The following is a 24,992-nucleotide window of genomic DNA, read 5'->3' on the forward strand; positions in this document are numbered from 1 at the left end:
TGCGCTGGTTTCGCGCGGACCCAACGCACTTCCGCACTTCCGCACTCACGCACTTCGGTTCACGCGTGGTAGTTCGGCGCCTCGCGCGTGATCGTCACGTCGTGCGGGTGGCTCTCGCGCAGGCCGCCGCCGGTGATGCGCATGAACTGCGGCCGCGTGCGCAGCTCCTCGATGTCCGCGCACCCCAGGTAGCCCATCCCCGAGCGCAGGCCGCCCACCAGCTGGTAGATGGTGTCCGACGCCGCGCCCTTGTACGGCACGCGCCCCTCGATTCCCTCGGGGACGAACTTGCGCGCGTCGGCGGTGCTGGGGTCCTGGAAGTAGCGGTCCGCCGAGCCCTCGGCCATCGCTCCCAGGCTCCCCATCCCCCGGATGGTCTTGAAGCGCCGGCCCTCCAGCAGGAAGCTCTCTCCCGGGCTCTCCTCCGTTCCCGCCAGCATCGATCCCATCATCACGCTGTGCGCGCCCGCGGCCAGCGCCTTCACCACGTCGCCGCTGTACTTGATGCCGCCGTCGGCGATGATGGGAATGTCGCCGGCGCCGGCCACCGCCTCGAGCACCGCGGTCAGCTGCGGGACGCCGATCCCCGTCACCACGCGCGTGGTGCAGATGGAGCCGGGGCCCACGCCCACCTTCACCGCGTCCACCCCGCGCGCCACCAGCGCCGCCGCCCCGTCCCTGGTGGCGATGTTGCCGGCGATGATCTGCACGTCGGGGAAGGCCTCGCGCATCCGGCCCACCGCCTGGAGCACGCCCTCGCTGTGGCCGTGCGCGGTGTCGATCACCAGCACATCGACCCCCGCCTGCACCAGCGCGCGCGCCCGGTCCACGTCGCGCGCGGAGACGCCGATGGCCGCGCCCACGCGCAGGCGGCCCTGCTCGTCCTTGCAGGCGTTGGGGAACTGCGCCCGCTTGCGCACGTCCTTTACGGTGATCAGGCCGCGCAGCACGCCGTTCTCGTCCACGATCGGCAGCTTCTCGATGCGCCGCGCGTGCAGCAGCTTCACCGCCTCGTCCAGCGAGGTCCCCACGGGGGCCGTCACCAGCCGGTCGGCGCCCGTCATCAGCTCGCGCACCGGGCGGTCCAGGTCGGTCTCGAACTGCACGTCGCGGTTGGTGACGATGCCGATCACCCGGTCGTTCTCGTCCACCACCGGCGCGCCGCTCACCCCGTACTGCTCCATCTTCCCCAGCAGGTGGCGCAGCGTGGAGTCGGGGCGCGTGTGGAAGGGGTCGGAGATCATCCCGCTCTCCGAGCGCTTCACCCGGTCGACCTCCTTCGCCTGCCGGTCGATGGGCATGTTCTTGTGGATGATGCCGATGCCGCCCTCGCGGGCCATGGTGATGGCCATGCGGCTCTCGGTGACCGTGTCCATGGCCGCCGAGACCAGCGGGATGGCCAGGTCGATCCGCCGGGTCAGGCGGGTGCGGACGCTGGTCTCCGACGGGTGCACCAGCGAGTGGCGCGGGACCAGCAGCACGTCGTCGAAGGTCAGCCCCTCGCCGGCAAAGCGTGCGGCGGGCACGGGGGAATCGCTCACGGTGCCTCCTGAATGCGCAGCGCCCGCCGGTCTCGCGTTCCCTTGCGGGAGGAGACGGCGGGCGTCGTCAGTCGAATCGGGTGTTCCATGGGGAAATCTATCCCCACGCGTCGCGCAGTGTCAACCGGGCTAGCCTTCGCGGCGGGACGGCGAAGAAGCAGGGAGATGGGGGATGATTCGCATCCCGCCCCGCCCGTGCCCGGCGCGTCACCTCACGATGCGGACGCCCACCGCGGCCCCGCCGTCCGCCGCGGGCGCAAGGCTCACGCCGCGGGGGATGCGCACGCGGTGCCAGCGTTCGCTGGGGAAGAGCGCGCCCACCACCAGCCCGAACACCGCGCCGCCGCCGGCGCCGATCAGCACGTTCTCGCCCGTGCTCCGGTCGTCCAGTGGGTCGAAGAGCAGCCCGTACGTCGCACCGGCGAACGCGCCGCCCACCGCGCCCAGCGCCGCGCTGGCGGTGCGGCTGGGCACGCCGCGGCTCACGTCGATCCGCCGCACCGCCAGCCGCGCGACGCTCACCGCGCTCGTCGCGGGGTGAAGCTGCAGCGTCAGCGAGTCCGCGCTCTCCGACAGCAGCGTGCCGCGCAGCACCTGCGCCGGCGTGTAGCCCTCCACGTCGCGCTGCGGGGTGAGCCAGATGCGCACGCGCGTCCCCGGCGCGATCTCCTGCGCGGCGGATCGCATCGGCGAGCCGGCGGTGGCGATGAGAAGCACGGCGAGGACGATCAGCGGACGCATGAAGTACCTCCGTCGTGGTGGAACCGGCATCTCCGCCGGACGGGCGAGCAACCTCCGCGCCGCCGATCGCCACAACGCGGCGGCCCCGCACGTCATCGCGACGCGCGGGGCCGTGCTCCATCGACAGTGTTCAGGTGCGCGGAGCATCACTTTCGCACTCTCGCACCTTCGCACTCTCGCACTTCATCTTACCGGCTGCCATCGTAGCGGCCCTGCTCGCGGCCGTTCCGCTGGCCGCGGCCCTCGCCGCGCTGGCCGTTGGCGAACTGGCCGCGCTCGTCCTGCAGGCGGCGGTACTCGGCGCGCTGGCTGTCGTTCAGCACGCGCTCGATCTGCTGCTCGCTGCGGGTGCGGATGGCCTGCAGCTCGGCCGGAAGCTCCCGGCGCTGGCGCTGCCCGTCCCGCTGCCCGCGCTGGCCCTGCTGCTGCTGCCACCCGCCCTGCTGGCGGCTGCCCTGCTCGCGGCCGCCGCGCTGGAACTCGCCGCGGTGGCTCTGGCGCCAGGCCTGGAACTGCTCGTCCTGCTGCTGCAGGATACGGCGGATCTGCGAGGCCTGAGTCGAGCTCAGGCGCAGGCGCTGCGTCAGCATCGACACCTGGCGGTCCAGCCGCTGGCCAGGGTCCTGGCGCTGCCCCTGCTCCCAGCGCTGGCCGCCCTGCTGCCCCTGCTGGTACTGCGCGCTGGCGGGGGTGTGCAGCACCAGCGCCGTGGCCACCGCCGCGCCGGCCGCCAGCATGCGCGGGAATCGGATCATGCTCTTCATCTTCATGTCCCCTGGTTCGTTGTGCTCGCTGCCTGTGCGGCGGGGGCGGTTCCGGTGGGGAAGGTCGCTTACCTCGGCACGGCCGTTCGCGCCGCCCCTCGTCGGGCGTCGCAGGAGGATGATAGTGGCGGCGGTCCCCGCGCGGTCCCCCTCCCAGGCCCACCTGCACCGGGATGATCCGAAGTGCACCGCGCATGACACGAACCGCCGCAACCCGAGGATTCGCAGCGGCTTATGATTGTTTCGGAGGAAGCTCGATCGACATCGACCGCCAGCCCCGTTGACGTCATCCTGAGGCCGACCACAGGGAACTCGAGTCTGCGGAAATGGTCGCAGGCCGAAGGATCCATAACCTGAGTCGCACGCACACCGATGAAACGCCACCGAAGCTGGTCACGCACGCGGTGCGTCTCACGGAAGCACGTGCTGCCGCGGCTATAGATCCTTCGGCCTGCAATCTACCGTGCGGCCGCTGATGACAGTGTGGCCGGCCTCAGGATGACGTCGGGCGGGGACGGCGCGGAAGCACAGACTCATTTTCCGGATATGGTATCAAGGATTACGCCTGGCTTGTGTCGGGAAGCGAGCGGCAAGCGATAAAGATGCGAGAACCGCCGCCCGGGAGTGCCGGGCGGCGGTTCGTCGTGGGATCTTCGCGGGAGTCTAGCGCCGCCCGCCGATCAGGTTGCGGATGGGGCCGGGGATGTACTCCGCGGCGCCGTCCAGCGCGTCGAGCAGGGTGTGCAGCGTCTCGTCGTCGCCGTCCCAGTGGTCCAGCACCACATCCTCGCCCGCGTTGCCCAGCAGCCGCGACAGCGCCAGGGCGATGAGGAGCACGTCCTCGACCTCGCCCAACACGGGAATCCAGTCGGGGATCAGGTCGGCGGGGAGCGCGGTGTACGCCAGCGCGGCGCCCACGATGGCCTTGTCGGTCTTCGACACCCGCGGGTCGCGCGCCAGCCCCCACAGCAGCTTCAGCACGTTGGGGATGTCGCGCACCACCGAGCGCAGCCACGCGCGGTCGCCTCCGCGGCGCGCGGGGCGTCGCGAGCCGCGCGAACGCGGGCGGGACTCGGCGTGCGCACGCGGCCTGGGGCGCGGCTCGGCGCGCGGCTCCGGGCGCGCGCGGGAGCGCGGCGCCCCGCCGGTGCGCGGGCCCACGAGATCGTCCTCGTCCTCGTCGTCGTCCAGCATGCGGCCGCGGACCGGGATCCTCTTCCTGTCAGCCATCCATCTCCTCACGTGCGGGTGGAAATCGGGTGCGGTCAGCCAGCGGCCTCGCGCCGGTCGCCGCCGGCGTCGCGCGAGGGGCCGGGGAGCTGCGGCGGCGCCGGCTCGTCGTCGCGCGGGGTGATGACGTTCTCCACCTCGCGGATGACGGTGCGCCCGGCCTCGGTGATGCCGCTGACCATGCGGCCGGCGGTGCCCATCACCCCCAGCGCGCCCTTGATGGTGCCGAACGCCAGCCCCTGCCCGCGCATCTTGTCTTCCAGCAGCTCGCTGAACTTCTGGAATGCGCCGGGCTCGCGCAGGGCGTCGCGCGCGTACTTCGAAGACAGAAACTCGACGAAGTCGAGCGCCTGGTAGACCTGCGCCTCGGGGAGCGCCTCGATGTGGCGCATGAGCCGGGCGCGCAGAAGATCGTGCATCGGGAATTCAGGGCTTGCGGTGCATCAGGACGATGCCGGGGGAGCGATTTCCGTGCCTCAACCGGCGGACGATGGAGCCTGTAGAAGATACGGTCGGCGACCGGGCAGTGTTTCGCTACACATCGATCAGAGATTTGTGCAATTCAGCAACAAATCTTTCGCCGACTTCGCGCATCTCCGCGACAACATACGGTAGGAAGCCACTCTTAAGCGAAACTTCGTCACCGTGGATGGCGATCAGTTGGGAGTGACTCTTCGCGAACTGGCGCACCACCTGATGTTCCGGCTCTGGACCTAGCATGCCTCTGCGGTGCGCGTAGGCGTTTCGTAGCTTACCCAGCATTCGCATCGTACCCCATGCGGGATTTTGATCTGGAAACGGTAAACCGCAGACTGCCTTCAGGAATTTCTGGGATCGCACGATGCCAGAGCCCTGTAGGTCCTTCTCCTTGATGCCTGTCGGGATGGTCTCCTCGAAGTGGTTTGAGAACATGCCGAGCATCTTCTCAAACAGCGCATAGATTTGCATGAACAGGGCAGACCTGAATACCTGCGGAAGTTCTTCTTGCACTTGGACCTGATCGTTGTGCAACTGAGTTCTTGTGAACGCGTTATCAGAATTCAGTTCAGAGAGATCCCTTCGGAGCTGTGCATCGATCGCAGCAAGCCGCGCCCCGATCGCATCGTTGACCAATTGCTCTCCAGCTAAGATCGAGTCGGTCCTGACCTTGAACTCTCGGCAGATCACCCGGGGCCAAGTCACCAACAGATACAAGTTGTTCATTCGTTCTCTCCCATAAAAATTGCACTAAGCAAAAGGCCGCCCGAGCGGCGGCCCTTCACGTCGAAAGCTGCCCAGCAGGGACGCGTCAAACCCCCGCCAGCTCGGACTCGAGCAGGCCGGTGAGCTTTTCCAGGTGCTGGGGGGTGCAGAAGAGGCGGATCTCGCCGCGCTCGCCGGCGCGGACTCGGGGACGGGTGAAGCAGACGACGCGGCGTGACCTGCAGAGGGCGTCCAGCGCGCGGCCGGCGCGGGCGGTGTCGGGGGCGCGGTCTTTTCGTCTCCATCCCAGGTGGATGGCCACGTCCTCGGCGCTGACGGCGTCGTGCACGCTGGGGTTGAAGGCGTCCTCGTCCAGCATCTCGATCACCAGCTCGCGGTCCCGCAGGTACCGGAACGCCTTGTCGGCGTCGCGCGCGCACCCTTCCTCGTTCGGCACCTCGGCCGAGTTCACGTTCACCAGGTCGCAGCACTCGCTTCCCACGGCGTTGGCCTCGTCGCCGTCCTTCCACTGGTCCAGCGCCAGCTCCTCCGCGGCCTTGCGGGTCGCGGCGTCGACGGCGTAGCGCACCGTCTGCTTGAACGTGATCTCCACCTCGAAACGCTTCGCCATCGTTGCGGCTCCCTGGCTCCCCATGGGCTTCGTGGCGCGCCTCATCAGGCGCGCGAGGTTCCACTGATCGTCGTCTGTTTACCGGGCCGGCGGCGCGCGCCGAACGCGAAGATCGGGCCAGCGCATCCCCGGTTGTGGCGGAACGTGCATCATTGATAACGGCAAAGTGAGAAAAAGGGGAGTGGGTCGTGAACTGTTACCTTCTGCGACCGCGGGGGTCCTCCCCGCCCTCCCCCGCCGGACCAATGGGGAGAGGTGGAGCCGATGCGAGGAAGGGCCATGCGGGAGCATCGCACGCGAAGCGCGGCGCGGTGGATCCTGCCCGCGCCGCGCGTGCATCGTCGCCGCCGGGCCGGTCGGCGGGCCCGGGGCCTTCTCGCCGCCCGGAGCGCGACACCTTCGTGCCACCGGCTGCGAACTCCCGCCGTGCGGCCGGCCCCGTCGCGATTGCGAAAACCGGGGGCACGCTCCCCCGACCCACGGAGCGACGGCAACGAGTCCTTTAAGGAAGACATCGAGCGACGGCCAGGTGTCGTACGGCTACCGCAACACCTACGTCTCCTGTTGATCCACGCCGCAGGGAGACGACGAAAAGCGCGGCAGCGGCCCAGTGCCGCTCCCGCGCTCGTGTGGTTGCTGCGACTTCTTCAGTCGCCGGTGGGCGTGGAAGGGCGACTGAAATCGCGGCAACAACGGCCCGAAGTCCGCCTTCGCGGACTCCCCGCCTCGGTATCTCCGCTCGATTCCAGCCGGCAGAACGCCTCCGGTTCCCCTCCCCTGCCTCCGATGCCGGGCCGAACAGCCTCGCGCAGTTTGCGAGGCTTCCCGTGGTTGTTGCTGCGGCTTCAGTCGCCGGTGCTTCAGGCGCGCTTGCGCAGGCTGTCGATGGTGAGCACGCGCGCCTCGGCGGGCTCGGCCTGGAGCGCCGTGAGCAGGTCGATCTGGTAGCGGCCGGCGCTGGGCACGTCGTGGCAGCGGCGGCAGCGCGCCTCGTAGCTCTCATGGCCGCCCACCTGCACCACCGGGCTCTCGTACGGCGCCGGCTCGCCGTTCACCAGCCGCTGGTTGCGCGTGGCCGAGTTGCCGCAGACCATGCAGATGGCGTGCAGCTTGTCCACCGCCTCGGCCAGCGCCAGGATGCGCGGCATGGGCCCGAACGGCTCGCCGCGGAAGTCCATGTCGATCCCCGCCACGATCACCCGCGCGCCGCGGTCGGCCAGCGCGCTGATCACGTCCACGATCCCGTCGTCCAGGAACTGCGCCTCGTCCACGGCGATGACCTGCGCGTCGGGGTGCACCAGCTCGGCCACCTCCAGGCTGCTGCGCACGGGGATGGCGTCCACGCCGGTGCCGTCGTGCGAGCTGACGTGGCCGATGCCGTGGTATCGGTCGTCGAGGGCGGACTTGAACACCTGCACGCGGCGGCGGGCGATCAGCGCGCGCCGCACGCGGCGGATCAGCTCTTCGGACTTGCCCGAGAACATCACGCCGGTGATGACCTCGATCCAGCCCTGGCCGTCGCCCTGGTAGAGCGTAACGTCTCTCAAGGGGATGCTGCTGCGGAGTTTGTGGCCCGCGGAGCCCTGCGGAACTGGCGTGTTGGTGACGCGGAAAGTTAGCCGCGCGCCCCGGCGCGGGCAACCGGATACGGGAGCGTACGGGGAGTTCGAGGTGCGTCGTCCGGCCGCGCGCCCTCTCCGGCCGGCTTAGCAGGCTGCTAAAAATCGCAATGTACACTTTCGGTCGAAGCGGCACGGCTGTAAATTGCCGTAACCTTCGGCCGGGAGCATGGATGCGCGGACGCGAACCAGAGCAGCGGGTGATGTTCAGCTACGTGAACATCGAGACGCGGATTCCGCGGGATCACCCGTTGCGCATCGTGAAAAAGCTTGTGGACGCGGTGCTTCGGCAGCTCTCGCCACGATTCGACACGATGTACGCCCGCGGCGGACGGCCGAGCGTACCGCCGGAGCAGCTCCTGCGGGCGCTGCTGATCCAGATTCTGTACTCGGTGCGAAGCGAGCGCCTGCTGATGGAGCAGCTCGACTACAACCTGCTCTTCCGCTGGTTCGTCGGACTCGGGATCGACGACGAGGTGTGGGTCCCGGAGACGTTCACGGTCAACCGCGACCGGTTGCTGGAAGCCGAGGTCGCGCACGCGTTCTTCCACGCCGTGGTTGAACAGGCGCGCAGCCGGAAGCTGCTGTCGGACGACCACTTCACCGTCGACGGCACCCTGCTGGAGGCGTGGGCCAGCCAGAAGAGCTTTCGGCCGATCGACGAGCCGCCGGACGCGAAGCCCGGGGGCCGCAACCCGGAGGTGAACTTCCGGGGCGAGAAGCGCGGCAACGCGACGCACCGTTCCACGACCGATCCCGACGCCCGGCTGGCGAAGAAGGGCAACACCGCGGCGAAGCTGGCCTACACGGCGAGCGCGCTCATGGAGAACCGCCACGGGCTGATCGTCGACACCGAGGTGGAGCACGCGACCGGGACGGCGGAATGCGACAGCGCGCTCGCGATGCTGGACCGCCTGCCGAAGAAGAAGCGTCGGCGCACGCTGGGGGCGGACAAGCTGTACGACACGAAGGACTTCGTGCGAGGCTGCCGGGAGCAGGGCTTCACGCCGCACGTGGCGCAGAACATCAACGATCAGCGGGGCAGCGCGATCGATTCGCGGACCACGCGGCATGCGGGATACGCGGTGAGCCAGCGCAAGCGCAAGCTGGTCGAGCAGGGATTCGGCTGGGACAAGACCGTGGGCCTGCTGGACAAGCTGCGCCACCGCGGCAAGAAGCTGGTCGGCTGGGTCTACGCCTTCACCTCGGCGGCGTACAACCTGGTGAGGCTGCGCACCCTCATCGCGGCCGGAGTGTGCCCGTGATCCGCGCTGAGACGCTTCCGCGCACCGATTCCGGTGCGAAACAGGACGAAACGGCACGCCCGGAGCTCCCCTGGACGCTGGGCCTGCTGACGACCCCCGGTTTGAGGAGTCGGGCGAAGCCCAAGCACTGTTTTTTAGCATCCTGTTAGGCCGTCCACCTCTCCCGTACCGGGCGAGGTTGCTCGGCGGACGCTTGCGCCGCCTCCGCCATCGGCGTGAGCCATGTGGGCCTGTCGCGCGGATGGCATGGGAGCCACCCTCCACCGGAACGGGGGAGGGTCGCGCCCTCCGGCGCGGGGTGGGGGCAGCAATGCGTGGAAACCGCGCCTCCGTCCTCTAGCACACTCACGCACTCACGCACTTCCGCACTCACGTACTTCTCATTGCTTCCGACGCCGGCGGTTGCGCTTTTCGAACACCACCTCGTCCTCCACGATCATGTAGCGGATGATGCGGTCCTGCGCGTCGGGGAAGCTCTCCAGCCGGTCGCGGAAGCGGTCGTTGGAGACGATGTTCGCGTCCAGCTCGCGGGCGAAGGCGAGGATGAAGTAGTCCGCGTCCGTTCCGGCGGGCGCCTGGCGGATCTGGCCGGCGTCGATCAGCGCCTCGTACTTGTCGGTCTCGTCGATCTGGTGCCGGAGCGCGGCGTCGGAAACCACGATGGGATCGAACCCATCCTCCCTCAGCTTCTCCACCACCAGCTCGATGTTGCGCAGGCGGCCCCGCTCGCCCTCGCTGCTGTGCGCCACGTTCGAGCCGTCCACGAGCGCCTTGCCCGAGCGCTCCTGCCGCTGCGTGACCTTGGGGGTGTGGCTGTCCTGCGCGTGCTCCGGCATGCTCCGTCTCCGTCCGGGTGGGTTCGCGCGCGAAGGTACGCAGGCCCGGTGCCATCTCCGTACGCCGCCAGCTTCATCTTCTTCTCTCCCCCATCTCCCGCAACGCCTCTCCATCTCCACCCCGGTGACGGAGGGGCGGGCGGAGGATGCGAAATCCCACGGAGCCCGGCCTGCATCGGCTCCGTCAACCCTCTGGCGGTATTGCACTTGCAGCGCTCCGGACGCGCCGCGGCGGGAAGCCGCGGCGACACTGCCGGCCCGACGGGAACCCGGATGACCACGGGAGAGGAACGATGAAGAAGCTCTGCCTCGAAACGCTTCACGTCGAATCGTTCGCCACCTCGGACGCGGCGGCCCCCGCGCGCGGAACGGTGCGGGCGCACGCCGCGTCCGGGCTGCCCTGCAACCTGCTCACCATCGACACCTGCCCCACGCAGTACTGCACCCCGCCCACGGCCTTCGTGCCGGAGGCGTAACCGCAACCGGGAGAGGACGATGAAGAAGCTGAGGCTGGAGCTGGACGCGGTGCGGGTGGAGTCGTTCGCCACCGCGCGCGGCCGCGCCGTCTCCACGCGCGGGACGATGCGCGCCTTCGCCGCCACGGACGCGTGCCCGACCAACCACTGCGCCACGGTCCCGCTCTTCTGCGAGACGGTGTTCGCGCCGCAGTGCACGGGAACCACGTGCACCGGCTGATCCGACACACGGACTGGAGGGACCGATGAAGAAGCTGAAGCTGAAGATGGACACGCTCGCGGTCGCCACTTTCACCACCGGCGAGCGCGCGAAGATCGCCAGCCGCGGCACGATGCGCGGGCACGACGAGGAAGTGATCACCCAGCGCTGCCTCACGGGCACGGAGACCTACACCTGCCCCACGTCGGCCGCCAGCTGCCCCACCTGCACGATCGCCGGGTAGCGAAGGGAGCCCCGGACGAACGCGGAAACCCTGGATGGACGGGAAAAGATGCAGAAGCTGAAGCTCGACGTGGACGCGCTCGCGGTCGCCTCGTTCGCCACCGGCAGCGGCACCGCCGCGATCCGCGGCACCATGCGCGGCCACGAAAGCCACCTGACGGGGACGGAGACGTACCGCTGCCCCACGCCCACCTGCCCCACCTGGGCTGCCACCTGCCTCACCTGCGCGGCCGAAGAGCAGCGGGAGGGATGAGATGCGCCCGATGAAGCTGGACCTCGCCCGGCTGGCGGTGGAGTCGTTCGCGACGGCGCCGGGTTCGCCCGCCGCCGTCACCGCGCACGAGCTCGCCGCCACGCCGCTGTGCGTGAACACGCTGCCGGTGAACGAGTGCCTGACGCAGGACACCTTCCGGAACTGCTGACGGAAACCGCTTTCGGGGAGATGGAGATTTCATGCGCAAGCTGACGCTGGACCTGCACGCGCTCGCGGTGGACTCGTTCCCCATCCCGGCGGCCGATGGCGCGCGGGGAACGGTCGCGGCGCACGCGCCGACCCAGACCACCTGCCCCGTGACGGGCGGCGACTGCCAGACGAACATCATCTTCTGCCCCAGCCGCGTCGTCTCGCAGTGCGGCTGCGTGAGCGACACCTGCTGACATGAACGGGCCGCGCTCCCGACGGAGCGCGGCCCTGCGTAGCTCTGCGAATGGTTCGATCGGGAGCTTGCTCCTGGCATTTGATCCGGCTGCCGAGCCGAACAGCCTCGCGCAGTTTGCGAGGCTTCCCGTGGTTGTTGCTGCGCCGCTGCGCCTTCAGTCGCCGGTGAGGAGGCCAGCCCGCGAACGGGTCCCGGTTCGGACGCCGGGCGGAATCACCCGGAGTATTTCCTCCGCACCCGGTTTCACCCCGCGGCCGCCCGCAGCGCCTCGGCCAGCGCGGCGCAGTCCTCCGCCGTGTTGTACACGTTCGGCGCCACGCGCACCGCGTCGCCCCGCAGCGAGACGGAGACGCGCCGCTCGGCCAGCGCCGCCTGCAGCCGCGCCGCGTCCGCGCCGGCGGGCGCGCGCAGGCCGAACAGGTGCGCGCCGCGCCACGGCTCGTCCTCCACCCGCCACCCCAGCCCGCGCGCCTCGGTGATCAGGCCGTGCGTCAGCTCGCGGCAGTAGTCCTGCACGTTCGCCGGGCCCCACGCCACGATCTGCTCCAGCGCGGCGATCAGCATCGGCATCAGCACGAAGTTGCTGCGCTCGCTCACGTCAAAGCGCGCGGCGCCGGGCTGGTACTCGTCCGCGTAGTCCACCAGCCGGGTGAAGTCCTCGCTTCCCATCCGCCCCAGCCACGTCTCCTCCAGCGGCACCCACCGGTCGCAGCGCTCGCCGAAGTACGCCAGCCCCAGCGAGTACGGCCCCAGCAGCCACTTGTACCCGGCGCACACCAGCACGTCCGGCCGGATGGCGCCGGCGTCGAACGGCATCGCGCCGACGGACTGCGTGCCGTCCACGAACAGCAGCGCGCCCACCTCCCGCGCGCGGCGCGCGATGCGCACCAGGTCGAAGCGCGTCCCGTCGGCCCAGTGCACGTTGCCGAGCGCCACCAGCGCCGTATCGCCGTTGATGGCCTCCAGCAGCCGCGCGTTCCATCCCTCGCCGCGGCCGTCGGGAGCGTCGGGCGGATCGATGGTCCGCAGCCGCGCGCCGGCACCGTCGCACATCCGCCGCCACGCGTAGACGTTGCTGGGAAACTGCCCCCGCGCGACGACCACGTTCTGCTCCGCGCGCAGCTCCAGGTTGCGCGCGACCGTCGCCGCCGCGTACGACACGCCGGGCGAGATGGCCACGCGCGCCGCGTCGCACCCCACCAGTTGCGCGAACAGCTCCCGCGCCCGGGCGGTGCCGGTGAACCAGTCCCGCGGCACCAGCGCGCCCGGATCGCGCCGCCGCCGGACCGCCGCGATCCCCGCCTCCTCGACGGATCTCAGCAGCGGCCCCATGTACGCGCAGTTCAGGTAGTGCAGCCCGTCGGGGAGATGGAACAGCTCGCGCTGGCAGCTCAGCATCTTCGTCACCGGGAGATGGGGAATGGAGATGCGTGAATCTCCGCCTTCCCCCGCCCCGCTGCAATCCCGGCTGGCGTTGGCGCGGGGATGAACCGCAGATTTCACGCGTGAAATTCTTCAGGGGGATGCGGATGATGGAGATCACGATCGACGCGCGGATCGCGGACGCCGCGCCCGGGCTCGTCCTGGGCTGCGCGCGTGCCGGGGTGCGGACGGAGCCCGGCGGCGACGCGCTCTGGGCAGAGATGCGGGAGGCGGCGCGCGAGGCCGCCGCGGACCCGGCCGAGCCCGCCGCGCGGCCGGCGATCGCCGCCACGCGCGAGCTGTACCGGCGCCTGGGCAAGGACCCGTCGCGCTACCGCGGCTCGCCCGAGGCGCTGCTGCGGAGGTCGCGCGCGGGGAAGGAGCTGTACCGCATCCACAACGTGGTCGACGTCATCAACCTCGTCTCGCTGCGCACGCTCCTTCCCATCGGCCTGTACGACGCGGCGAAGGTGCGGCCGCCCGTCATCCTGCGCCGGGGCGCGCCGGGCGAGGCGTACGACGGCATCGGCAAGGAGCAGCTGAACCTGGACGGGCTTCCCGTGCTGGCCGACGCCGGCGGCCCGTTCGGCAGCCCCACCAGCGACAGCCGCCGCACGATGGTGACGGGCGACACGCGCCAGGTCGTCGCCGTCGTCTTCGGCGTCACCGGCCGCGCGGAGCTGGAGCCTGCGATGGAGATGCTCGCTTCCCTCCTCCGCCGCCACCGCGCCGCGAACGACGTCGAGACGTGGTTCGCGGGCATCTAAGTACGTGCACAAAAGTCCCGTCGACTCTACCGTCGCTCGACCGCTATATCGTTGGATCTCACGCGGAGACGCGGAGGCGCGGAGGTTTCGTCACGGCACGAGGTTCCCCGCGTCTCCGCGTCTCCGCGTGAGAAATCGCCGTTGGGGAGACGCGGAGATGAGGAGACTGGTTCATAGCCAGCGGGAGATTCGATTTTGTCGACGACCTTTCGATCAGCCAGGTCCGTTCCTCATCCCCCTCGCCCCGCTCACATTTCGCGCGGAAGCCGCATCTCCCGCGAACCACGGCCGGTCTGCCGACTTCAAAGGCGGATGGGGATTTACCGAAGGCGGACAGGCACGGGCCCGAGGCCAAAACAAACAGAATCGGGCTTGCACTTTGACATTGTCGCATCTAACATGGCCGGAGATGGTTCGCGTCGATTCCGGATCAAAACACATCGGCCCGTCGTCCCTCTAATCCTCCAGTCGCCCGCCTCGACACCCGGCGGGGCGCTCCCACAAGCCCGGCGATTCCCAGCCCATCATCCCGGGCCGCTCCAGCTCAGCAACTCCGAAGTCATTCGACGCGGCCGACGTGATCCGCGCCCGCAGCGCGAGTCATCGCCCCGACCTGGTCCGCGGCCGACCTCCTCCGACCCGAGCCCCGCCATGCCCGCCCCCGACACCCCGTTCTCGTTCAACGAAGCCTACCTCGCGGAGCTGCAGGCGCTCCGCCCGGGGAAGGACGGCCCCGGCCCGTTCGACGATTTCCCGGCGGAAGGGTTCGGCGACGGATCGGATGCCTCGCGCGACCGCCGCGCCGCGAACCTTCGCGCGATCTACACCGAGGTGGACCAGCAGCTGGACGGGCGCGACGAAGCGCACCGGCCGCTCTCCGCGCTCTGCTTCTCGGGCGGCGGGATCCGCAGCGCCACCTTCAACCTGGGCGTGCTGCAGGCGCTGGCCCGGTTCGGCGTGCTGGGGAAGTTCGACTACATCTCGTCGGTCTCGGGCGGCGGGTACATCTCCGGGTGGCTGGCCGCGTGGCGCCGCCGCACCCCCCAGGCCGAGGTGTTCCGCGAGCTTTCCGAGAAGGACCCGCCGCCGCGCCCGCTGGCGCCCGAGCCCAAGCCGCTGGACCACCTGCGCGAGTTCTCGAACTTCCTGACCCCGCGCGTGGGCGCCGTGTCGGTGGACCTGTGGACGGCGGTGGCCATCATCGTCCGCAACCTGCTGCTGAACTGGCTGGTGCTCCTCCCGGTGCTGGCCGCCCTGGTCGCCCTTCCCCAGCTGTGCCTGCTGGTGGTGCAGGTGAAGCCGCGCCCTGCCGACCTCACGTGGATGGTGGTGCTGGGGCTGGCGCTGGGGTTCGTGGCCGACCTGGCCGCGTTCTGGATCCGCTCCTCGCGGCTGCGCGAGGAGTCCGACCAGGGCGGTGTGCCGGCGGCTACCATGACGCCTTCCACGGTGCCGAAGCGGCGGCGCTGGAGCGTGGTATCGGCCGCGCTGGCGCCGCTCTGGGCCTCGTGCCTGGTCACCGTGACCGCCGTGATCTGGGCCACGGCCCCCAACGGAGCGCCGGCGGAGAGCGAGGCGGTGCTCGACTACGCCTTCGTCTGGCTCCTGTTCAGCCCGCTGATCGCCTGGGCCGTGTCCGGGCTCCGCTTCCGGCTGGGCTCGCGCTCGGGGCGGCCCTTCCTCCCCGAGCTCGTGGCGCTCGTGGGGTCCGGATCGGTGGCGGCCATTCTGCTCGTCTCGCTGCACCGGGGCGCGTCCGCGTGGCTGGCCGCGCATCCCGCGCTCTTCGTCTCCCTCGCCGTTCCCGCCGTTCTCGCGGTGCACCTGCTGGCCAAGACGATCTTCGTGGGGATCGGCAGCGTGGGCGAGAAGCGCCGGAGGCGCGCGAGCCAGCCCGGCGGCCGCGACCGGTACGGGCTGGGCGACATGGACCGCGAGTGGTGGGCCCGGCTCTCGGGGTGGGTGCTGATCGCCGCGCTGATCTGGCTCGTGTCCAGCCTGCTGGTGCTGGCCGCCACGCCGCTGCTGGAGCGCCTGACGGCGTGGATCGCGGCCATGGGCGGGATCTCCGGCGCGGCCGTGGCGCTGCTGGGCAAGAGCGGCAAGACGATGTCGGGGCGGCGCGACGACACCGAGGGCTCCAGGACGAAGGAGATGGCGCTGACGGTCGCGGTCCCGCTCTTCTGCGCCTGCATCGTCGTCCTGCTGGCGCTGGGAACGGTCGCCCTGGGACGCGTGTTCACCGGCAACCCCGATCTCCTCGGCATCCCCCGCAGCTTCTCCGGCAGCCTGGGCGTGGTCTCGTTCGACCAGATCGTGGCGTTCGCGGTGATGATGGCGGGGCTGTTCGGGTTCGGCGCGCTGATGGCGTGGGCGGTGAACGTGAACCGCTTCTCCCTTCAGGCGATGTACCGCAACCGCCTGGTGCGGGCGTACCTGGGCGCGTCGAACACCAGCCGCGACCCGGACACCTTCACCGGCTTCGACCCGCACGACGACGTTCCCCTGCACGAGTGCCGCGACGAGCGGCCGCTCCCGGTCATCAACGCGGCGCTGAACCTGGTGCGCGGCGGAGAGAGCCTGGCCTGGCAGCAGCGCAAGGCCGAGTCGTTCTCCATGTCGCCGCTCTTCTGCGGGAACTTCTACGACGGCTACCGCCGCTCCGAGGACTATGCCGGCGGGATCCGGCTGGGGAGCGCGGTGGCCATCTCGGGCGCCGCGGCGAACCCCAACATGGGGTACCACTCCTCGCCCGCCGTCACCTTCCTGCTCACCCTGCTGAACGCGCGTCTGGGGGCGTGGCTGGGGAACACGGGGAGCGCGGGGAACCGCACCTTCCGCTTCCCCGGCCCGGTGTGGGCGCTCCGCCCCATCCTCTCCGAGCTGTTCGGCCGCACCGACTCGAAGAGCCGCTACGTGAACCTCTCCGACGGCGGCCACTTCGAGAACCTGGGGGTCTACGAGATGGTGCTGCGGCGCTGCCGCTACGTGGTGGTGAGCGACGCCGGGCAGGACCCCAAGGCCACCTTCGACGACCTGGGGAACGCCATCCGCAAGATCCGCATCGACTTCCGCATCCCCATCGACTTCGAGGAGCGCATCCACATCTCCCCGCGCGAAGACCTGCCGACGGGGATGTTCTGCGCCAGGGCGCGCATCCGCTACTCCGAGGTGGACGGCGAGGACGCGGCGGACGGCGTGCTGCTGTACGTGAAGCCGGCGCTGTACGGGCGCGGCAAGCCGGTGCCGTACGACGTGTGGTCGTACGCCGGCGCGTCGCCGCTCTTCCCGCACGAGTCCACCGCCGACCAGTGGTTCGACGAGTCGCAGTTCGAGAGCTACCGCGCGCTCGGCCTGCACGCGCTCACCCAGATCGCCGACGGCTTCCAGGGCGGCGACCTCCCCGCCTTCTTCCGCGCCGTCGATGGATATCTGAAGGCGCGCGTCCCCGCGCCCTGATCTCCGCGCGATCCGTCGAGCAGCGAGCACGGTGTGATGGCGCTTCTAATCGGCCACGCGGGAGACGGGAAGGTCCACGAGAGACGCGGTTGATACAGAGCAAGGCAGATGGCATGATGGCGAGCATTTCATCCGCCGGCTGATCGTCACAAGCAGCGCTTAAGGCAGGAAGATCAAGCCTTGGAGCCATGATCTGCCCTCAGCGGAGCGATGAACACGCGCGACCCCGACCGGATCATCCGGCCGGGGTCGTCGCCTTTCAGGAGGTCGCTGATCCGAGGCGGCGCAACTAATCAGCCACCGCAAACACGAAAGTTGACAGCGGTGACAGTCACCGCTACCGTTTCGGCCTTCTCATGCTCGCTCCGCTTATCCAACCCGCATTCTGGAGCCTGCCTCATGCTCGCCACCGTAACCGCCGGCGCCGTCCTGGGGATCGACGCGTTCCTGGTCACCATCGAGGCCGACGTGTCCAGCGGCCTTCCCGCCTTCTTCCTGGTCGGCCTCCCGCAGGGCGCCGTGAAGGAGGCCCGCGAGCGCATCATCGCCGCGATGGGGAACAGCGGCTACTACCTCCCCCCGCGCCGCATCACGCTGAACCTGGCCCCGGCCGACGTGCCCAAGCAGGGGAGCGCGTTCGACCTCCCGCTCGCGGTGGGGATGCTCGCCGGCGCGGGGCAGATGCGCTCGATCGACCGCCTCGCCGGGTACATGATGGTCGGCGAGCTGGGGCTGGACGGCGCGCTCCGCCCCGTCCGCGGCGCGCTCCCGCTGGCGATCGCCGCGAAGCAGGCCGGGTTCGCGGGGATCGTCCTCCCCGGCCACAACGTGGGCGAGGCGGCGGTGGTGGACGGCATCGACGTGCGCGGCGCCACCACGCTGAAGGAGATCGTCCGCTTCCTCGAAGGCTCCGAGGAGCTGCCGCAGACCACGCTCGACCGCGACGCGCTCTTCCGCGCCGCGTCCGCCGTCGAGCACGACTTCGCGGACGTGAAGGGGCAGGAGCACGTGAAGCGCGCGCTGGAGGTGGCCGCGGCGGGCGCGCACAACATCCTTATGGTCGGGCCGCCGGGCTCGGGAAAGACGATGCTGGCGCAGCGCCTCCCCGGCATCCTCCCGCCGCTCACCTTCGACGAGGCGCTGGAGACGACGAAGATCCACTCCGTCGCCGGGCTGCTGGGCGGCACGAAGTCGCTCGTCGCCACGCGCCCCTTCCGCAATCCCCACACGACCATCTCGGACGCGGGGCTGATCGGCGGCGGCCCGCATCCCCGCCCCGGCGAGGTGTCGCTCGCGCACAATGGCGTGCTCTTCCTGGACGAGCTCGCCGAGTTCCGCCGCAACGTCCTCGAGGTCCTCAGGCAGCCGATCGAGGACGCGAAGGTGACGCTGTCCCGCGCCGCCGTCTCCCTCACCTACCCCTCGCGCTTCATGCTGGTCGCGGCGATGAACCCGTGCCCCTGCGGCCATCACGGCGACACGCAGCGGCGGTGCACCTGCGCGCCGCAGCAGGTGCAGCGCTACCTCGGCCGCGTCTCCGGGCCGCTGCTGGACCGCATCGACCTGCACGTGGAGGTGCCCGCCGTCCGCTACCGCGACCTGTCCGACCGGCGCGCGGGCGAGCCCAGCGATTCCATCCGTGCGCGCGTCACCCGGGCGCGCGAGGTGCAGCGCGCGCGCTTCGGCGACCGCGGCGACGTGCACGCCAACGCGCACATGACCGCGCGCGACCTGCGCGAGCACTGCGCCATCGGCGACGGCGGCGAGGCGCTGCTGCGGACGGCCATCACCCGCCTGGGGCTCAGCGCCCGCGCCTACCACCGCGTGCTCAAGATCGCCCGCACCATCGCCGACCTGGACGGCGGCGGCGACATCTCCACCGCGCACGTGAGCGAAGCCATCCAGTACCGCTCGCTCGACCGCGCATCGGCCGCGGCTGCCGCGGCGGCGGCGGCCGGGTGAGGCGGCGCCGCATGTGATTCTCCCCCTCCCGTGCGCCTTGGGGAGGGGAGAGTCACCCGCGCCTACTGCCCTGCCAGGAAGCCGATGATGCCGCGGGCCACGCGCTGGGCGGCGGGCGCGTCGTAGTTCCCCATCACCGCCACGGTCCACTCGCCGCCGCGCGTCCAGTACAGGTCCGAGTTGATGCCCGACGAGGCGCCGCCGCCGTCGTGGCCCACGATGGCGTGGCCGTTCTCCTGCTTCACTTGGAAGCCGTAGCCGTACTCGCCCAGCCCGTCCTTGGCCGTCGTCAGCCGCTCCACCATCGCCGCGCTCACCAGCCTGCCGCCGCGCAGCGCCTCGGCGAACCGCACCATGTCGCCCGCGGTGGAGTAGAAGCCGCCGCACGGCGTGCCCCGCATCCCCAGGAACGCCCAGTTCGGCCGGCGCGGGTTCACGCCCAGCGGGTCGTCGTCGAACCAGCCGTACCCCACCGCCAGGTTGTCGACGGGATCGTTGATCGCGTACGCGTCGGTCCGCGTCATCCCCGCGGGCGCGTACACGTGGCGGCGGATGTAGTCGTAGTAGTTCTCCCCCGACACCTTCTCGATCACCGCGCCGAGCACGACGAAGCCCTCGTTGCTGTATCCCGACCGCGTCCCCGGCTCGTACCGCAGCGGCTCGCGGGCGAACACGTCCAGCAGCGACATCGCGGTGGGGTAGTCCTTCCGGCGGTCGTATCCCGGCCGGTCGAAGAAGCCGCCGAGGCCGGCCGAGTGCGTCAGCAGCTCGTGGATGGTGATCTTCCGCGCGGCCTCGGCATCCGGGTACTCCGGCAGCACCTTCGCCAGCGTGTCCTCGAAGCGCAGCTTCCCCGCCTCCACCAGCTGGGCGATGGCCACGGCGGTGAACATCTTTCCCATCGACGCGATGTTGAAGCGCGTCTCCAGGTTGTTGGCGACGTGGAATCCGCGCTCCGCCTCGCCGAACGCCTGCTGGTAGAAGACGCTGCCGCCCTTCATCACCCGCACCACGCCCGAGAAGTCGTCGCGCCGCGCGGCCGCGGTGACGCGCTGGCTGATGGCGTCGCGAATCTCCGCGTCCGGGAGCGCTCCCGTCGGCCACGCCTCCAGCGCGGCGGGGACGATGGTGACGCCGACGCCCTCCGCGCGCGCCGGCGTGCGGTCGCCGCCGCCGCCCAGGAGCATCGCCGCCGTGCGGCCGGTGCGGCGCACGCGCACGTCGAAGCGCAGCGGATCGCCCGCGCCGCGCACGGAAACGAAATCGAGCCCGCCGCTCTGCGACTGGATGCCCTGCAGGAACGCCGTCTGGCTGGCCAGCGGCTCGCGCCGCCGCGCTGCGTCGGAGAGCGCGGTGTCGGCCCAGCGCCGGACGCGCGCGCTGTCGCCGCTGTTGATCGCGTCCAGCAGCGCCTGCGCGAGCCGGCCCATCGGCGTGGCCGGCAGTTCCGCCCGCGCGGCCACCGGCGCGGACACGTGGACGATCGCCGGCGCCTGCGCGTTCGCGGACGAGGCAGCGAGCACGGCCGCACCGGCGACCGCGAGAGTTCCGTATGCGTTCATCGGGAGGGATGAGGTCGGGGGTCCGAACCGCGGCGAGCCGCGGCACCGTGCCGCGGCTCGCTGGATTAGTGCATCATCCCGCCCGAAAGGTTGGAACGCCTACATCACGTACTGCCCGATCAGGCGCAGGTAACCCTGACGTCCGCCCTCCTTCGTCCACCGCCGCAGCGACTTCTGGATCCGCTTCAGGCAGGCGGCGATCTCGTCCACGCTCTTCAGCCCGTCTCCCTCCTCCAGGAAATGGCCGTTGAACGTGTCGCGCCCCAGCCGCCACTCGCAGATGCCCCGCACCGCCCGGTATACGTCGCCGCGCGCGCCGGGGAGATCCCGCTCGGGCGGGGTGCGGCCGCGCTGCTCGGCGGCGTAGTCCGCGATCAGCGTCTCCAGCGCGCCCTCCACGTCGTAGTCCAGCAGCGCAGGGTTCACGCGGTGCAGGTTGGAGATCACCGACTCGATGTTCTGCAGCACGTCCTCGTACTCTTCCACGATCCGGTCCTGCATCGCCGCATCCTTTCCGGAGAGTAGACATAAACGGGATGATCGATGCAGAGTTTACGTCGTTAACGGCGGGCGCGCAAATCCCCCGGCACCGATCCGCAGCGGCCACTCGCGCTCGATAAGGATACGATTCTCTTGCGATCACAGGGAGATCCCGATACTCTGACCCGAGTCACTGACCAGAGTCACGGAATCGGGAAGATGAGAAAGACGCGGAAGGATTCAGGCGAGGAGACGCGCGGCCGCATCGTCGCCGCCGCGCGGGAGCTGTTCCGCGAACGGGGATTCGACGCGACCTCGGCCGAGCAGATCGCGGCGCGCGCGGGCGTGGCGAAGGGAACGGTCTTCCTGCACGGCGGCAGCAAGGAGCGCCTCCTCCTGCTCGCGTACGAGGCCGACGTGCTGGAGACCGCCACCCGCGCGCTCGCCGGCATCGACCCCGCGCAGCCGCTCCCGAAGGCGCTGCAGGCGGTCTTCACCCACTTCTTCCGCCTCTACGAGCGCGACGTGGTGCTGGCGCGGCGCTTCGTGAAGGAGCAGGTCGTCCTCACGCACGCCGAGAACCCGCTCGCCCCGCTCACGCTGGACTTCGTGGCGCGCCTGAGGGACCTGATTGCCATCCGCCGGGAGGACGGCGAGCTGGACCCCGACGTGGACCCCGCGCTCGGGGCGCAGAGCTCGTACGCGCTGTACCAGGGCGTGCTGGTGGGCTGGCTCGCCGGCTGGATCCCCGACGCCGCCACCCGCGACCGCATCCTCGCCGGCACCCTGGCCCTGCACTGGAGCTGAGGGACACACCGCGCGAGGCGTAAAGGGGGACATCGATGCCGCGGAGATGAGGCCGGGGCGCCCCATTCCGCCCGCCGCGCCGGAAACATCGGTCAGTACCGACGCGGCGTAACTGGACCACGCCTAAGGACCTACACCGGCGCGACAATAAATATGTATTTCAGCACGGATTATGCGGCTCACTGCGCCTACCTTCGCACAGCCTGGCCGCACCCCTCGCGAAGGCTCACCCTGCCTCCGCGGACCGAAGCGCCCGCCTGGAGGTTCCGACGCATCCCGGCTCGTCACCGCCGGACGGCGCACTCCGCCCTCCTCCTTTCTCCGCCCCCGGCGCGTGCCGGGCGGCGGCACCCGCACCCCCCAGCGGACGGAGGACCAGAATGAGACCCAACGAAAGCAGCACCCAGATGCCCGGCAAGCAGGCCGGCACGGACCCGCGGCAGCACGACATGCCTGGCGGCGCCATGGCCGACGCGTCGGAGGAGATGCCCGGAGGAGGGATGGGCGCGGCACCCGCCATCGGCATGAGCGCGGGCGAGGCGGACGGCCAGAGCGGGAAGGGGGCGTACGACCACGGGATGGCCGCGGCCGCGGCGCCCGCGCAATCCACCCGCGGCCGCCGCGCCATTCGCGTCCCCGTCGCTTCCGCCGGTGACATGCCCGCCGCCGGCGAGCCGTACGACCCCGGGACGGGCGACATGCCCCGCGCCGGCGGCCCGGGCGGCCACGACGGAATGCCCGCGGACGCGATGGACGGGACGGGTGGGGACGAGCGCCAGAACGTGCTGATCGAGCTGCGCGTTCCGGCCACGCGCGCGGCTGCGCACGCCTTCGACATGGTGGCGGGCTTCAGCGTTCCCGGGCTGGAGATCGACCCGGGCTACGCCCCGGTGCCGCTGGGGCCCAGCGGCGGAGACACCCGCTCGCTGGCCGCGGAAGACGCGGGCGGCGGCCAGACGGTGGTGGTGCGAGGGACCGTGCACCCCGACCAGATCCAGGAGCTGGAGGCGCGCGACGACGTGGTGAAGGTGTGGAAGGACACGCCCATCGCCCCGTTCTCCACCCTGATCGAGGAGGGGGCGGAGGTCGGCGTCGTGTCGCCCATGCAGGGATTCTCCCCCTGCCCCATCGGCACCTGCGACTGCTCGCCGGGAACGCCCAAGGGCACCATCGCCGACGTGGCCGCGTACCTGGGGGCCGACCAGATCTGGGCGACGGGGATCAGGGGCGACGGCATCGTGGTGGGAGTGGTCGACGGCGGGATCACCGCGGCCGGCCGCCCCGTCTCATCGGCCGACACCTCGAACCCGTCGTGGCCGGGGAAGCTGATCCAGCACGTCATCGGCGGCTTCCCGGCGGCCGATTGGGGGACCACCGGCGTGGCCTGGGGGTGGCACGCCAACATGTGCTCCACCGACGTCATGGGAATGGCGCCCAACTCCCGCGTGTACGACATCCGGGTGTCGGGCGGAACCAGCACCGTGTCGAACGCGCTGGCGGGGTTCCAGTGGGCCATCGACCGCCACCGGGCCGACGGCACGCCGCAGATCCTGACCAACAGCTGGGGCATCTTCCAGCAGTCGTGGGACCCGGCGTACGCCACCGACCCCAACCATCCCTTCACCCGCAAGGTGGTGGAGGCGCTGGACGAGGGGATCCTGGTGCTCTTCGCCGCCGGCAACTGCGGCGCCACCTGCCCCGACGGCCGCTGCGGCCCCGACACCGGGCCCGGCCACGACATCTGGGGCGCCAATGGCCACCCGCGGGTGATGACCGTGGGGGCGGTGAACAGGAACGAGCAGTACGTGGGCTACAGCAGCGCCGGCCCCGCCGCGCTGGACCCGCAGAAGCCCGACTTCTGCTCGATCACCCACTTCACCGGCTTCTTCACCAGCGACAGCGGCACCTCGGCGGCCACGCCGATCTGCGCCGGGGTGGTGGCGCTGATGAAGCAGGCCTCGCCGGGGCTCACGCAGGACCAGGCCAAGGCGGCGCTGAAGTCCACCGCCAAGGACATCGGCGCGCCCGGGTGGGACCCGTTCGCCGGCGCGGGAATCATCCGCGCCAAGGCCGCGCTCGACGTGGTGGCGGCCGCCCCGCGCACCTCGGGCCCGGTGGTGGCGTGGGCACCGAACCGCCTGGATGCGTTCGTCATCGGCACCACCTCGGGGCTGCACCACAAGTACTGGAACGGCTCGGCCTGGGGCCCGTCTTTCACCGGGTACGAATTCATGGGCGGCACCATCCAGGACTCGGCCGAAGTGGTCGCCTGGGGCCCCAATCGCCTGGACGTGTTCGTGGTGGGGATGAACTCGGGGCTGTACCACAAGTACTGGAACGGCGCGGCGTGGGGGCCGTCGGTCACCGGCTACGAGTTCCTGGGCGGCGTGATCGAGGGACACCCGCGCGCCGTGGCGTGGGGCTCCAATCGCCTGGACGTGTTCGTGGTGGGCACCGACCGGGCGCTCTACCACAAGTACTGGAACGGCTCGGCGTGGGGGCCGTCGGTCACCGGCTACGAGAACCTGGGCGGAACCATCGTGGGCTCGCCCGAGGTGGTGGCGTGGGGGCCCAACCGGCTGGACATCTTCGTGGTGGGCACGAACTCGGGGCTCTACCACAAGTACTGGAACGGCTCCGCCTGGGGGCCGTCGGTCACCGGCTACGAATTCCTGGGCGGCGTCATCGAGGGGCAGCCCAGGGCCGTGGCCTGGGGGGCCAACCGCCTCGACCTGTTCGTGGTGGGAACCGACCGGGCGCTGTACCACAAGTACTGGAACGGTTCGGCGTGGGGGCCGTCGGTCACCGGCTACGAGAACCTGGGCGGCACCATCCAGGGCTCGCCCGAGGTGGTGGCGTGGGGCCCCAACCGGCTGGACGTGTTCGTGCTGGGCACCGACCACGCGCTCTACCACAAGTGGTGGAACGGCTCCGCCTGGGGGCCGTCGGTCACCGGGTGGGAGAACCTCGGTGGTACCATCCGCGGCCAACCGCACGTGGTGTCGTGGGGCGCCAACCGGCTCGACGTGTTCGTCACCGGGATGGATTCGGCGCTCTACCACAAGTGGTGGAACGGCTCCGCCTGGGGCCCGTCGTTCACCGGCTACGAGAACATGGGAGGCGTGCTCTCGGAGTTCTGATCCGCGA

The 24,992-nt window shown here is 70.4% G+C and carries 24 protein-coding genes; 12 read left to right on the forward strand and 12 right to left on the reverse strand.

Translation table 11 applies throughout. The annotated features are described in order from the left end of the window. Positions 1-59 precede the first annotated feature (59 nt). From guaB to VLK66_RS00535, 8 genes are all read right to left on the reverse strand, one after another. Complete coding sequence (guaB, locus tag VLK66_RS00500) at positions 60-1,526, reverse strand: IMP dehydrogenase (RefSeq protein WP_414676440.1); 1,467 nt, start codon at positions 1,524-1,526, stop codon at positions 60-62. Between the two features lie 222 nt (positions 1,527-1,748). Next, a complete protein-coding gene (locus tag VLK66_RS00505) occupies positions 1,749-2,282 on the reverse strand; it encodes a hypothetical protein (RefSeq protein ID WP_325307005.1) in 534 nt (177 codons plus the stop codon). Positions 2,283-2,470: 188 nt separating this feature from the next. After that, positions 2,471-3,046 carry a hypothetical protein gene (locus VLK66_RS00510; protein WP_325307006.1) on the reverse strand — a complete coding sequence of 192 codons (576 nt, stop codon included), beginning with the start codon at positions 3,044-3,046 and terminating at the stop codon, positions 2,471-2,473. Positions 3,047-3,709: 663 nt separating this feature from the next. Then, positions 3,710-4,276 carry a YkvA family protein gene (locus VLK66_RS00515; RefSeq protein WP_325307008.1) on the reverse strand — a complete coding sequence of 189 codons (567 nt, stop codon included), beginning with the start codon at positions 4,274-4,276 and terminating at the stop codon, positions 3,710-3,712. A gap of 35 nt (positions 4,277-4,311) precedes the next feature. Beyond that, complete coding sequence (locus VLK66_RS00520; protein WP_325307009.1) at positions 4,312-4,695, reverse strand: hypothetical protein; 384 nt, start codon at positions 4,693-4,695, stop codon at positions 4,312-4,314. A 115-nt stretch (positions 4,696-4,810) separates the two neighbouring features. Further along, positions 4,811-5,479, reverse strand: a complete 669-nt coding sequence (locus VLK66_RS00525) for a hypothetical protein (protein ID WP_325307010.1) — start codon at positions 5,477-5,479, stop codon at positions 4,811-4,813. Between the two features lie 85 nt (positions 5,480-5,564). Beyond that, complete coding sequence (locus tag VLK66_RS00530; protein WP_325307011.1) at positions 5,565-6,089, reverse strand: hypothetical protein; 525 nt, start codon at positions 6,087-6,089, stop codon at positions 5,565-5,567. Between the two features lie 860 nt (positions 6,090-6,949). Next, positions 6,950-7,573 (reverse strand): thymidine kinase, encoded by a 624-nt coding sequence (locus VLK66_RS00535; RefSeq protein WP_414676441.1) that lies wholly within the window; start codon positions 7,571-7,573, stop codon positions 6,950-6,952. A 308-nt stretch (positions 7,574-7,881) separates the two neighbouring features. Here VLK66_RS00535 and VLK66_RS00540 point away from each other — a divergent pair, with 308 nt between their 5' ends. Beyond that, positions 7,882-8,973 (forward strand): IS5 family transposase, encoded by a 1,092-nt coding sequence (locus tag VLK66_RS00540; RefSeq protein WP_325307013.1) that lies wholly within the window; start codon positions 7,882-7,884, stop codon positions 8,971-8,973. Between the two features lie 380 nt (positions 8,974-9,353). Here VLK66_RS00540 and VLK66_RS00545 read toward each other — a convergent pair whose 3' ends face one another. Next, positions 9,354-9,809, reverse strand: coding sequence for an NYN domain-containing protein (locus tag VLK66_RS00545; protein ID WP_325307015.1), 456 nt, complete (start codon positions 9,807-9,809; stop codon positions 9,354-9,356). Positions 9,810-10,102: 293 nt separating this feature from the next. Between VLK66_RS00545 and VLK66_RS00550 the strand changes: the two genes are divergently transcribed. Genes VLK66_RS00550 through VLK66_RS00575 form a run of 6 tightly spaced genes read left to right on the forward strand, consistent with a single transcriptional unit; the run spans position 10,103 to position 11,384 of the window. After that, positions 10,103-10,285 carry a hypothetical protein gene (locus tag VLK66_RS00550; RefSeq protein WP_325307017.1) on the forward strand — a complete coding sequence of 61 codons (183 nt, stop codon included), beginning with the start codon at positions 10,103-10,105 and terminating at the stop codon, positions 10,283-10,285. A 19-nt stretch (positions 10,286-10,304) separates the two neighbouring features. Further along, positions 10,305-10,505 (forward strand): hypothetical protein, encoded by a 201-nt coding sequence (locus VLK66_RS00555; protein ID WP_325307019.1) that lies wholly within the window; start codon positions 10,305-10,307, stop codon positions 10,503-10,505. A gap of 25 nt (positions 10,506-10,530) precedes the next feature. Then, positions 10,531-10,728: a hypothetical protein gene (locus VLK66_RS00560; RefSeq protein WP_325307020.1), complete on the forward strand. Its 198-nt coding sequence runs from the start codon at positions 10,531-10,533 to the stop codon at positions 10,726-10,728. A 48-nt stretch (positions 10,729-10,776) separates the two neighbouring features. Beyond that, positions 10,777-10,980: a hypothetical protein gene (locus VLK66_RS00565; protein ID WP_325307022.1), complete on the forward strand. Its 204-nt coding sequence runs from the start codon at positions 10,777-10,779 to the stop codon at positions 10,978-10,980. Position 10,981: 1 nt separating this feature from the next. Further along, positions 10,982-11,149, forward strand: a complete 168-nt coding sequence (locus VLK66_RS00570) for a hypothetical protein (RefSeq protein ID WP_325307023.1) — start codon at positions 10,982-10,984, stop codon at positions 11,147-11,149. Between the two features lie 31 nt (positions 11,150-11,180). Next, the gene (locus tag VLK66_RS00575; RefSeq protein WP_325307024.1) at positions 11,181-11,384 is read left to right on the forward strand and encodes a hypothetical protein; all 204 of its coding nucleotides are present in this window, start codon (positions 11,181-11,183) and stop codon (positions 11,382-11,384) included. Positions 11,385-11,629: 245 nt separating this feature from the next. Here VLK66_RS00575 and VLK66_RS00580 read toward each other — a convergent pair whose 3' ends face one another. Continuing rightward, entirely contained in the window at positions 11,630-12,784 is a 1,155-nt protein-coding gene (locus VLK66_RS00580; RefSeq protein ID WP_325307051.1) for an aminotransferase class V-fold PLP-dependent enzyme, read from the reverse strand. 107 nt (positions 12,785-12,891) lie between these two features. On the opposite strand from VLK66_RS00580, the gene VLK66_RS00585 reads away from it, so the two are divergent. The 3 genes from VLK66_RS00585 to VLK66_RS00595 all read left to right on the forward strand — a co-directional run bounded on the left by VLK66_RS00585 (position 12,892) and on the right by VLK66_RS00595 (position 18,996). After that, positions 12,892-13,575, forward strand: coding sequence for a B3/B4 domain-containing protein (locus VLK66_RS00585; protein ID WP_325307025.1), 684 nt, complete (start codon positions 12,892-12,894; stop codon positions 13,573-13,575). A 651-nt stretch (positions 13,576-14,226) separates the two neighbouring features. After that, positions 14,227-17,034, forward strand: a complete 2,808-nt coding sequence (locus VLK66_RS00590; RefSeq protein ID WP_325307026.1) for a patatin-like phospholipase family protein — start codon at positions 14,227-14,229, stop codon at positions 17,032-17,034. 399 nt (positions 17,035-17,433) lie between these two features. Then, a complete protein-coding gene (locus VLK66_RS00595) occupies positions 17,434-18,996 on the forward strand; it encodes a YifB family Mg chelatase-like AAA ATPase (RefSeq protein WP_325307027.1) in 1,563 nt (520 codons plus the stop codon). Positions 18,997-19,058: 62 nt separating this feature from the next. Here VLK66_RS00595 and VLK66_RS00600 read toward each other — a convergent pair whose 3' ends face one another. Both VLK66_RS00600 and VLK66_RS00605 read right to left on the reverse strand, forming a co-directional pair. Then, entirely contained in the window at positions 19,059-20,558 is a 1,500-nt protein-coding gene (locus VLK66_RS00600) for a serine hydrolase domain-containing protein (protein WP_325307028.1), read from the reverse strand. 99 nt (positions 20,559-20,657) lie between these two features. Further along, entirely contained in the window at positions 20,658-21,059 is a 402-nt protein-coding gene (locus tag VLK66_RS00605; RefSeq protein WP_325307029.1) for a hypothetical protein, read from the reverse strand. 198 nt (positions 21,060-21,257) lie between these two features. On the opposite strand from VLK66_RS00605, the gene VLK66_RS00610 reads away from it, so the two are divergent. Continuing rightward, positions 21,258-21,845, forward strand: a complete 588-nt coding sequence (locus tag VLK66_RS00610; RefSeq protein WP_325307030.1) for a TetR/AcrR family transcriptional regulator — start codon at positions 21,258-21,260, stop codon at positions 21,843-21,845. 380 nt (positions 21,846-22,225) lie between these two features. After that, the gene (locus VLK66_RS00615) at positions 22,226-24,985 is read left to right on the forward strand and encodes a S8 family serine peptidase (RefSeq protein WP_325307031.1); all 2,760 of its coding nucleotides are present in this window, start codon (positions 22,226-22,228) and stop codon (positions 24,983-24,985) included. Positions 24,986-24,992: the final 7 nt, after the last annotated feature.

The organism is Longimicrobium sp. (genome assembly GCF_035474595.1).
Classification (GTDB): Bacteria; Gemmatimonadota; Gemmatimonadetes; order Longimicrobiales; family Longimicrobiaceae; genus Longimicrobium.

Coding starts and splice junctions, on each gene's coding strand:
- VLK66_RS00505 (WP_325307005.1), bottom strand. CDS start 2,282: ATGCGTCCGCTGATCGTCCTCGCCGTGCTTCTCATCGCCACCGCCGGC.
- VLK66_RS00540 (WP_325307013.1), top strand. CDS start 7,882: ATGCGCGGACGCGAACCAGAGCAGCGGGTGATGTTCAGCTACGTGAAC.
- VLK66_RS00520 (WP_325307009.1), bottom strand. CDS start 4,695: ATGCACGATCTTCTGCGCGCCCGGCTCATGCGCCACATCGAGGCGCTC.
- VLK66_RS00565 (WP_325307022.1), top strand. CDS start 10,777: ATGCAGAAGCTGAAGCTCGACGTGGACGCGCTCGCGGTCGCCTCGTTC.
- VLK66_RS00525 (WP_325307010.1), bottom strand. CDS start 5,479: ATGAACAACTTGTATCTGTTGGTGACTTGGCCCCGGGTGATCTGCCGA.
- VLK66_RS00550 (WP_325307017.1), top strand. CDS start 10,103: ATGAAGAAGCTCTGCCTCGAAACGCTTCACGTCGAATCGTTCGCCACC.
- VLK66_RS00515 (WP_325307008.1), bottom strand. CDS start 4,276: ATGGCTGACAGGAAGAGGATCCCGGTCCGCGGCCGCATGCTGGACGAC.
- VLK66_RS00580 (WP_325307051.1), bottom strand. CDS start 12,784: ATGCTGAGCTGCCAGCGCGAGCTGTTCCATCTCCCCGACGGGCTGCAC.
- VLK66_RS00530 (WP_325307011.1), bottom strand. CDS start 6,089: ATGGCGAAGCGTTTCGAGGTGGAGATCACGTTCAAGCAGACGGTGCGC.
- VLK66_RS00595 (WP_325307027.1), top strand. CDS start 17,434: ATGCTCGCCACCGTAACCGCCGGCGCCGTCCTGGGGATCGACGCGTTC.
- VLK66_RS00535 (WP_414676441.1), bottom strand. CDS start 7,573: ATGTTCTCGGGCAAGTCCGAAGAGCTGATCCGCCGCGTGCGGCGCGCG.
- VLK66_RS00615 (WP_325307031.1), top strand. CDS start 22,226: ATGAGACCCAACGAAAGCAGCACCCAGATGCCCGGCAAGCAGGCCGGC.
- VLK66_RS00590 (WP_325307026.1), top strand. CDS start 14,227: ATGCCCGCCCCCGACACCCCGTTCTCGTTCAACGAAGCCTACCTCGCG.
- VLK66_RS00575 (WP_325307024.1), top strand. CDS start 11,181: ATGCGCAAGCTGACGCTGGACCTGCACGCGCTCGCGGTGGACTCGTTC.
- VLK66_RS00510 (WP_325307006.1), bottom strand. CDS start 3,046: ATGAAGAGCATGATCCGATTCCCGCGCATGCTGGCGGCCGGCGCGGCG.
- VLK66_RS00570 (WP_325307023.1), top strand. CDS start 10,982: ATGCGCCCGATGAAGCTGGACCTCGCCCGGCTGGCGGTGGAGTCGTTC.
- VLK66_RS00545 (WP_325307015.1), bottom strand. CDS start 9,809: ATGCCGGAGCACGCGCAGGACAGCCACACCCCCAAGGTCACGCAGCGG.
- VLK66_RS00610 (WP_325307030.1), top strand. CDS start 21,258: ATGAGAAAGACGCGGAAGGATTCAGGCGAGGAGACGCGCGGCCGCATC.
- VLK66_RS00605 (WP_325307029.1), bottom strand. CDS start 21,059: ATGCAGGACCGGATCGTGGAAGAGTACGAGGACGTGCTGCAGAACATC.
- VLK66_RS00600 (WP_325307028.1), bottom strand. CDS start 20,558: ATGAACGCATACGGAACTCTCGCGGTCGCCGGTGCGGCCGTGCTCGCT.
- VLK66_RS00555 (WP_325307019.1), top strand. CDS start 10,305: ATGAAGAAGCTGAGGCTGGAGCTGGACGCGGTGCGGGTGGAGTCGTTC.
- VLK66_RS00560 (WP_325307020.1), top strand. CDS start 10,531: ATGAAGAAGCTGAAGCTGAAGATGGACACGCTCGCGGTCGCCACTTTC.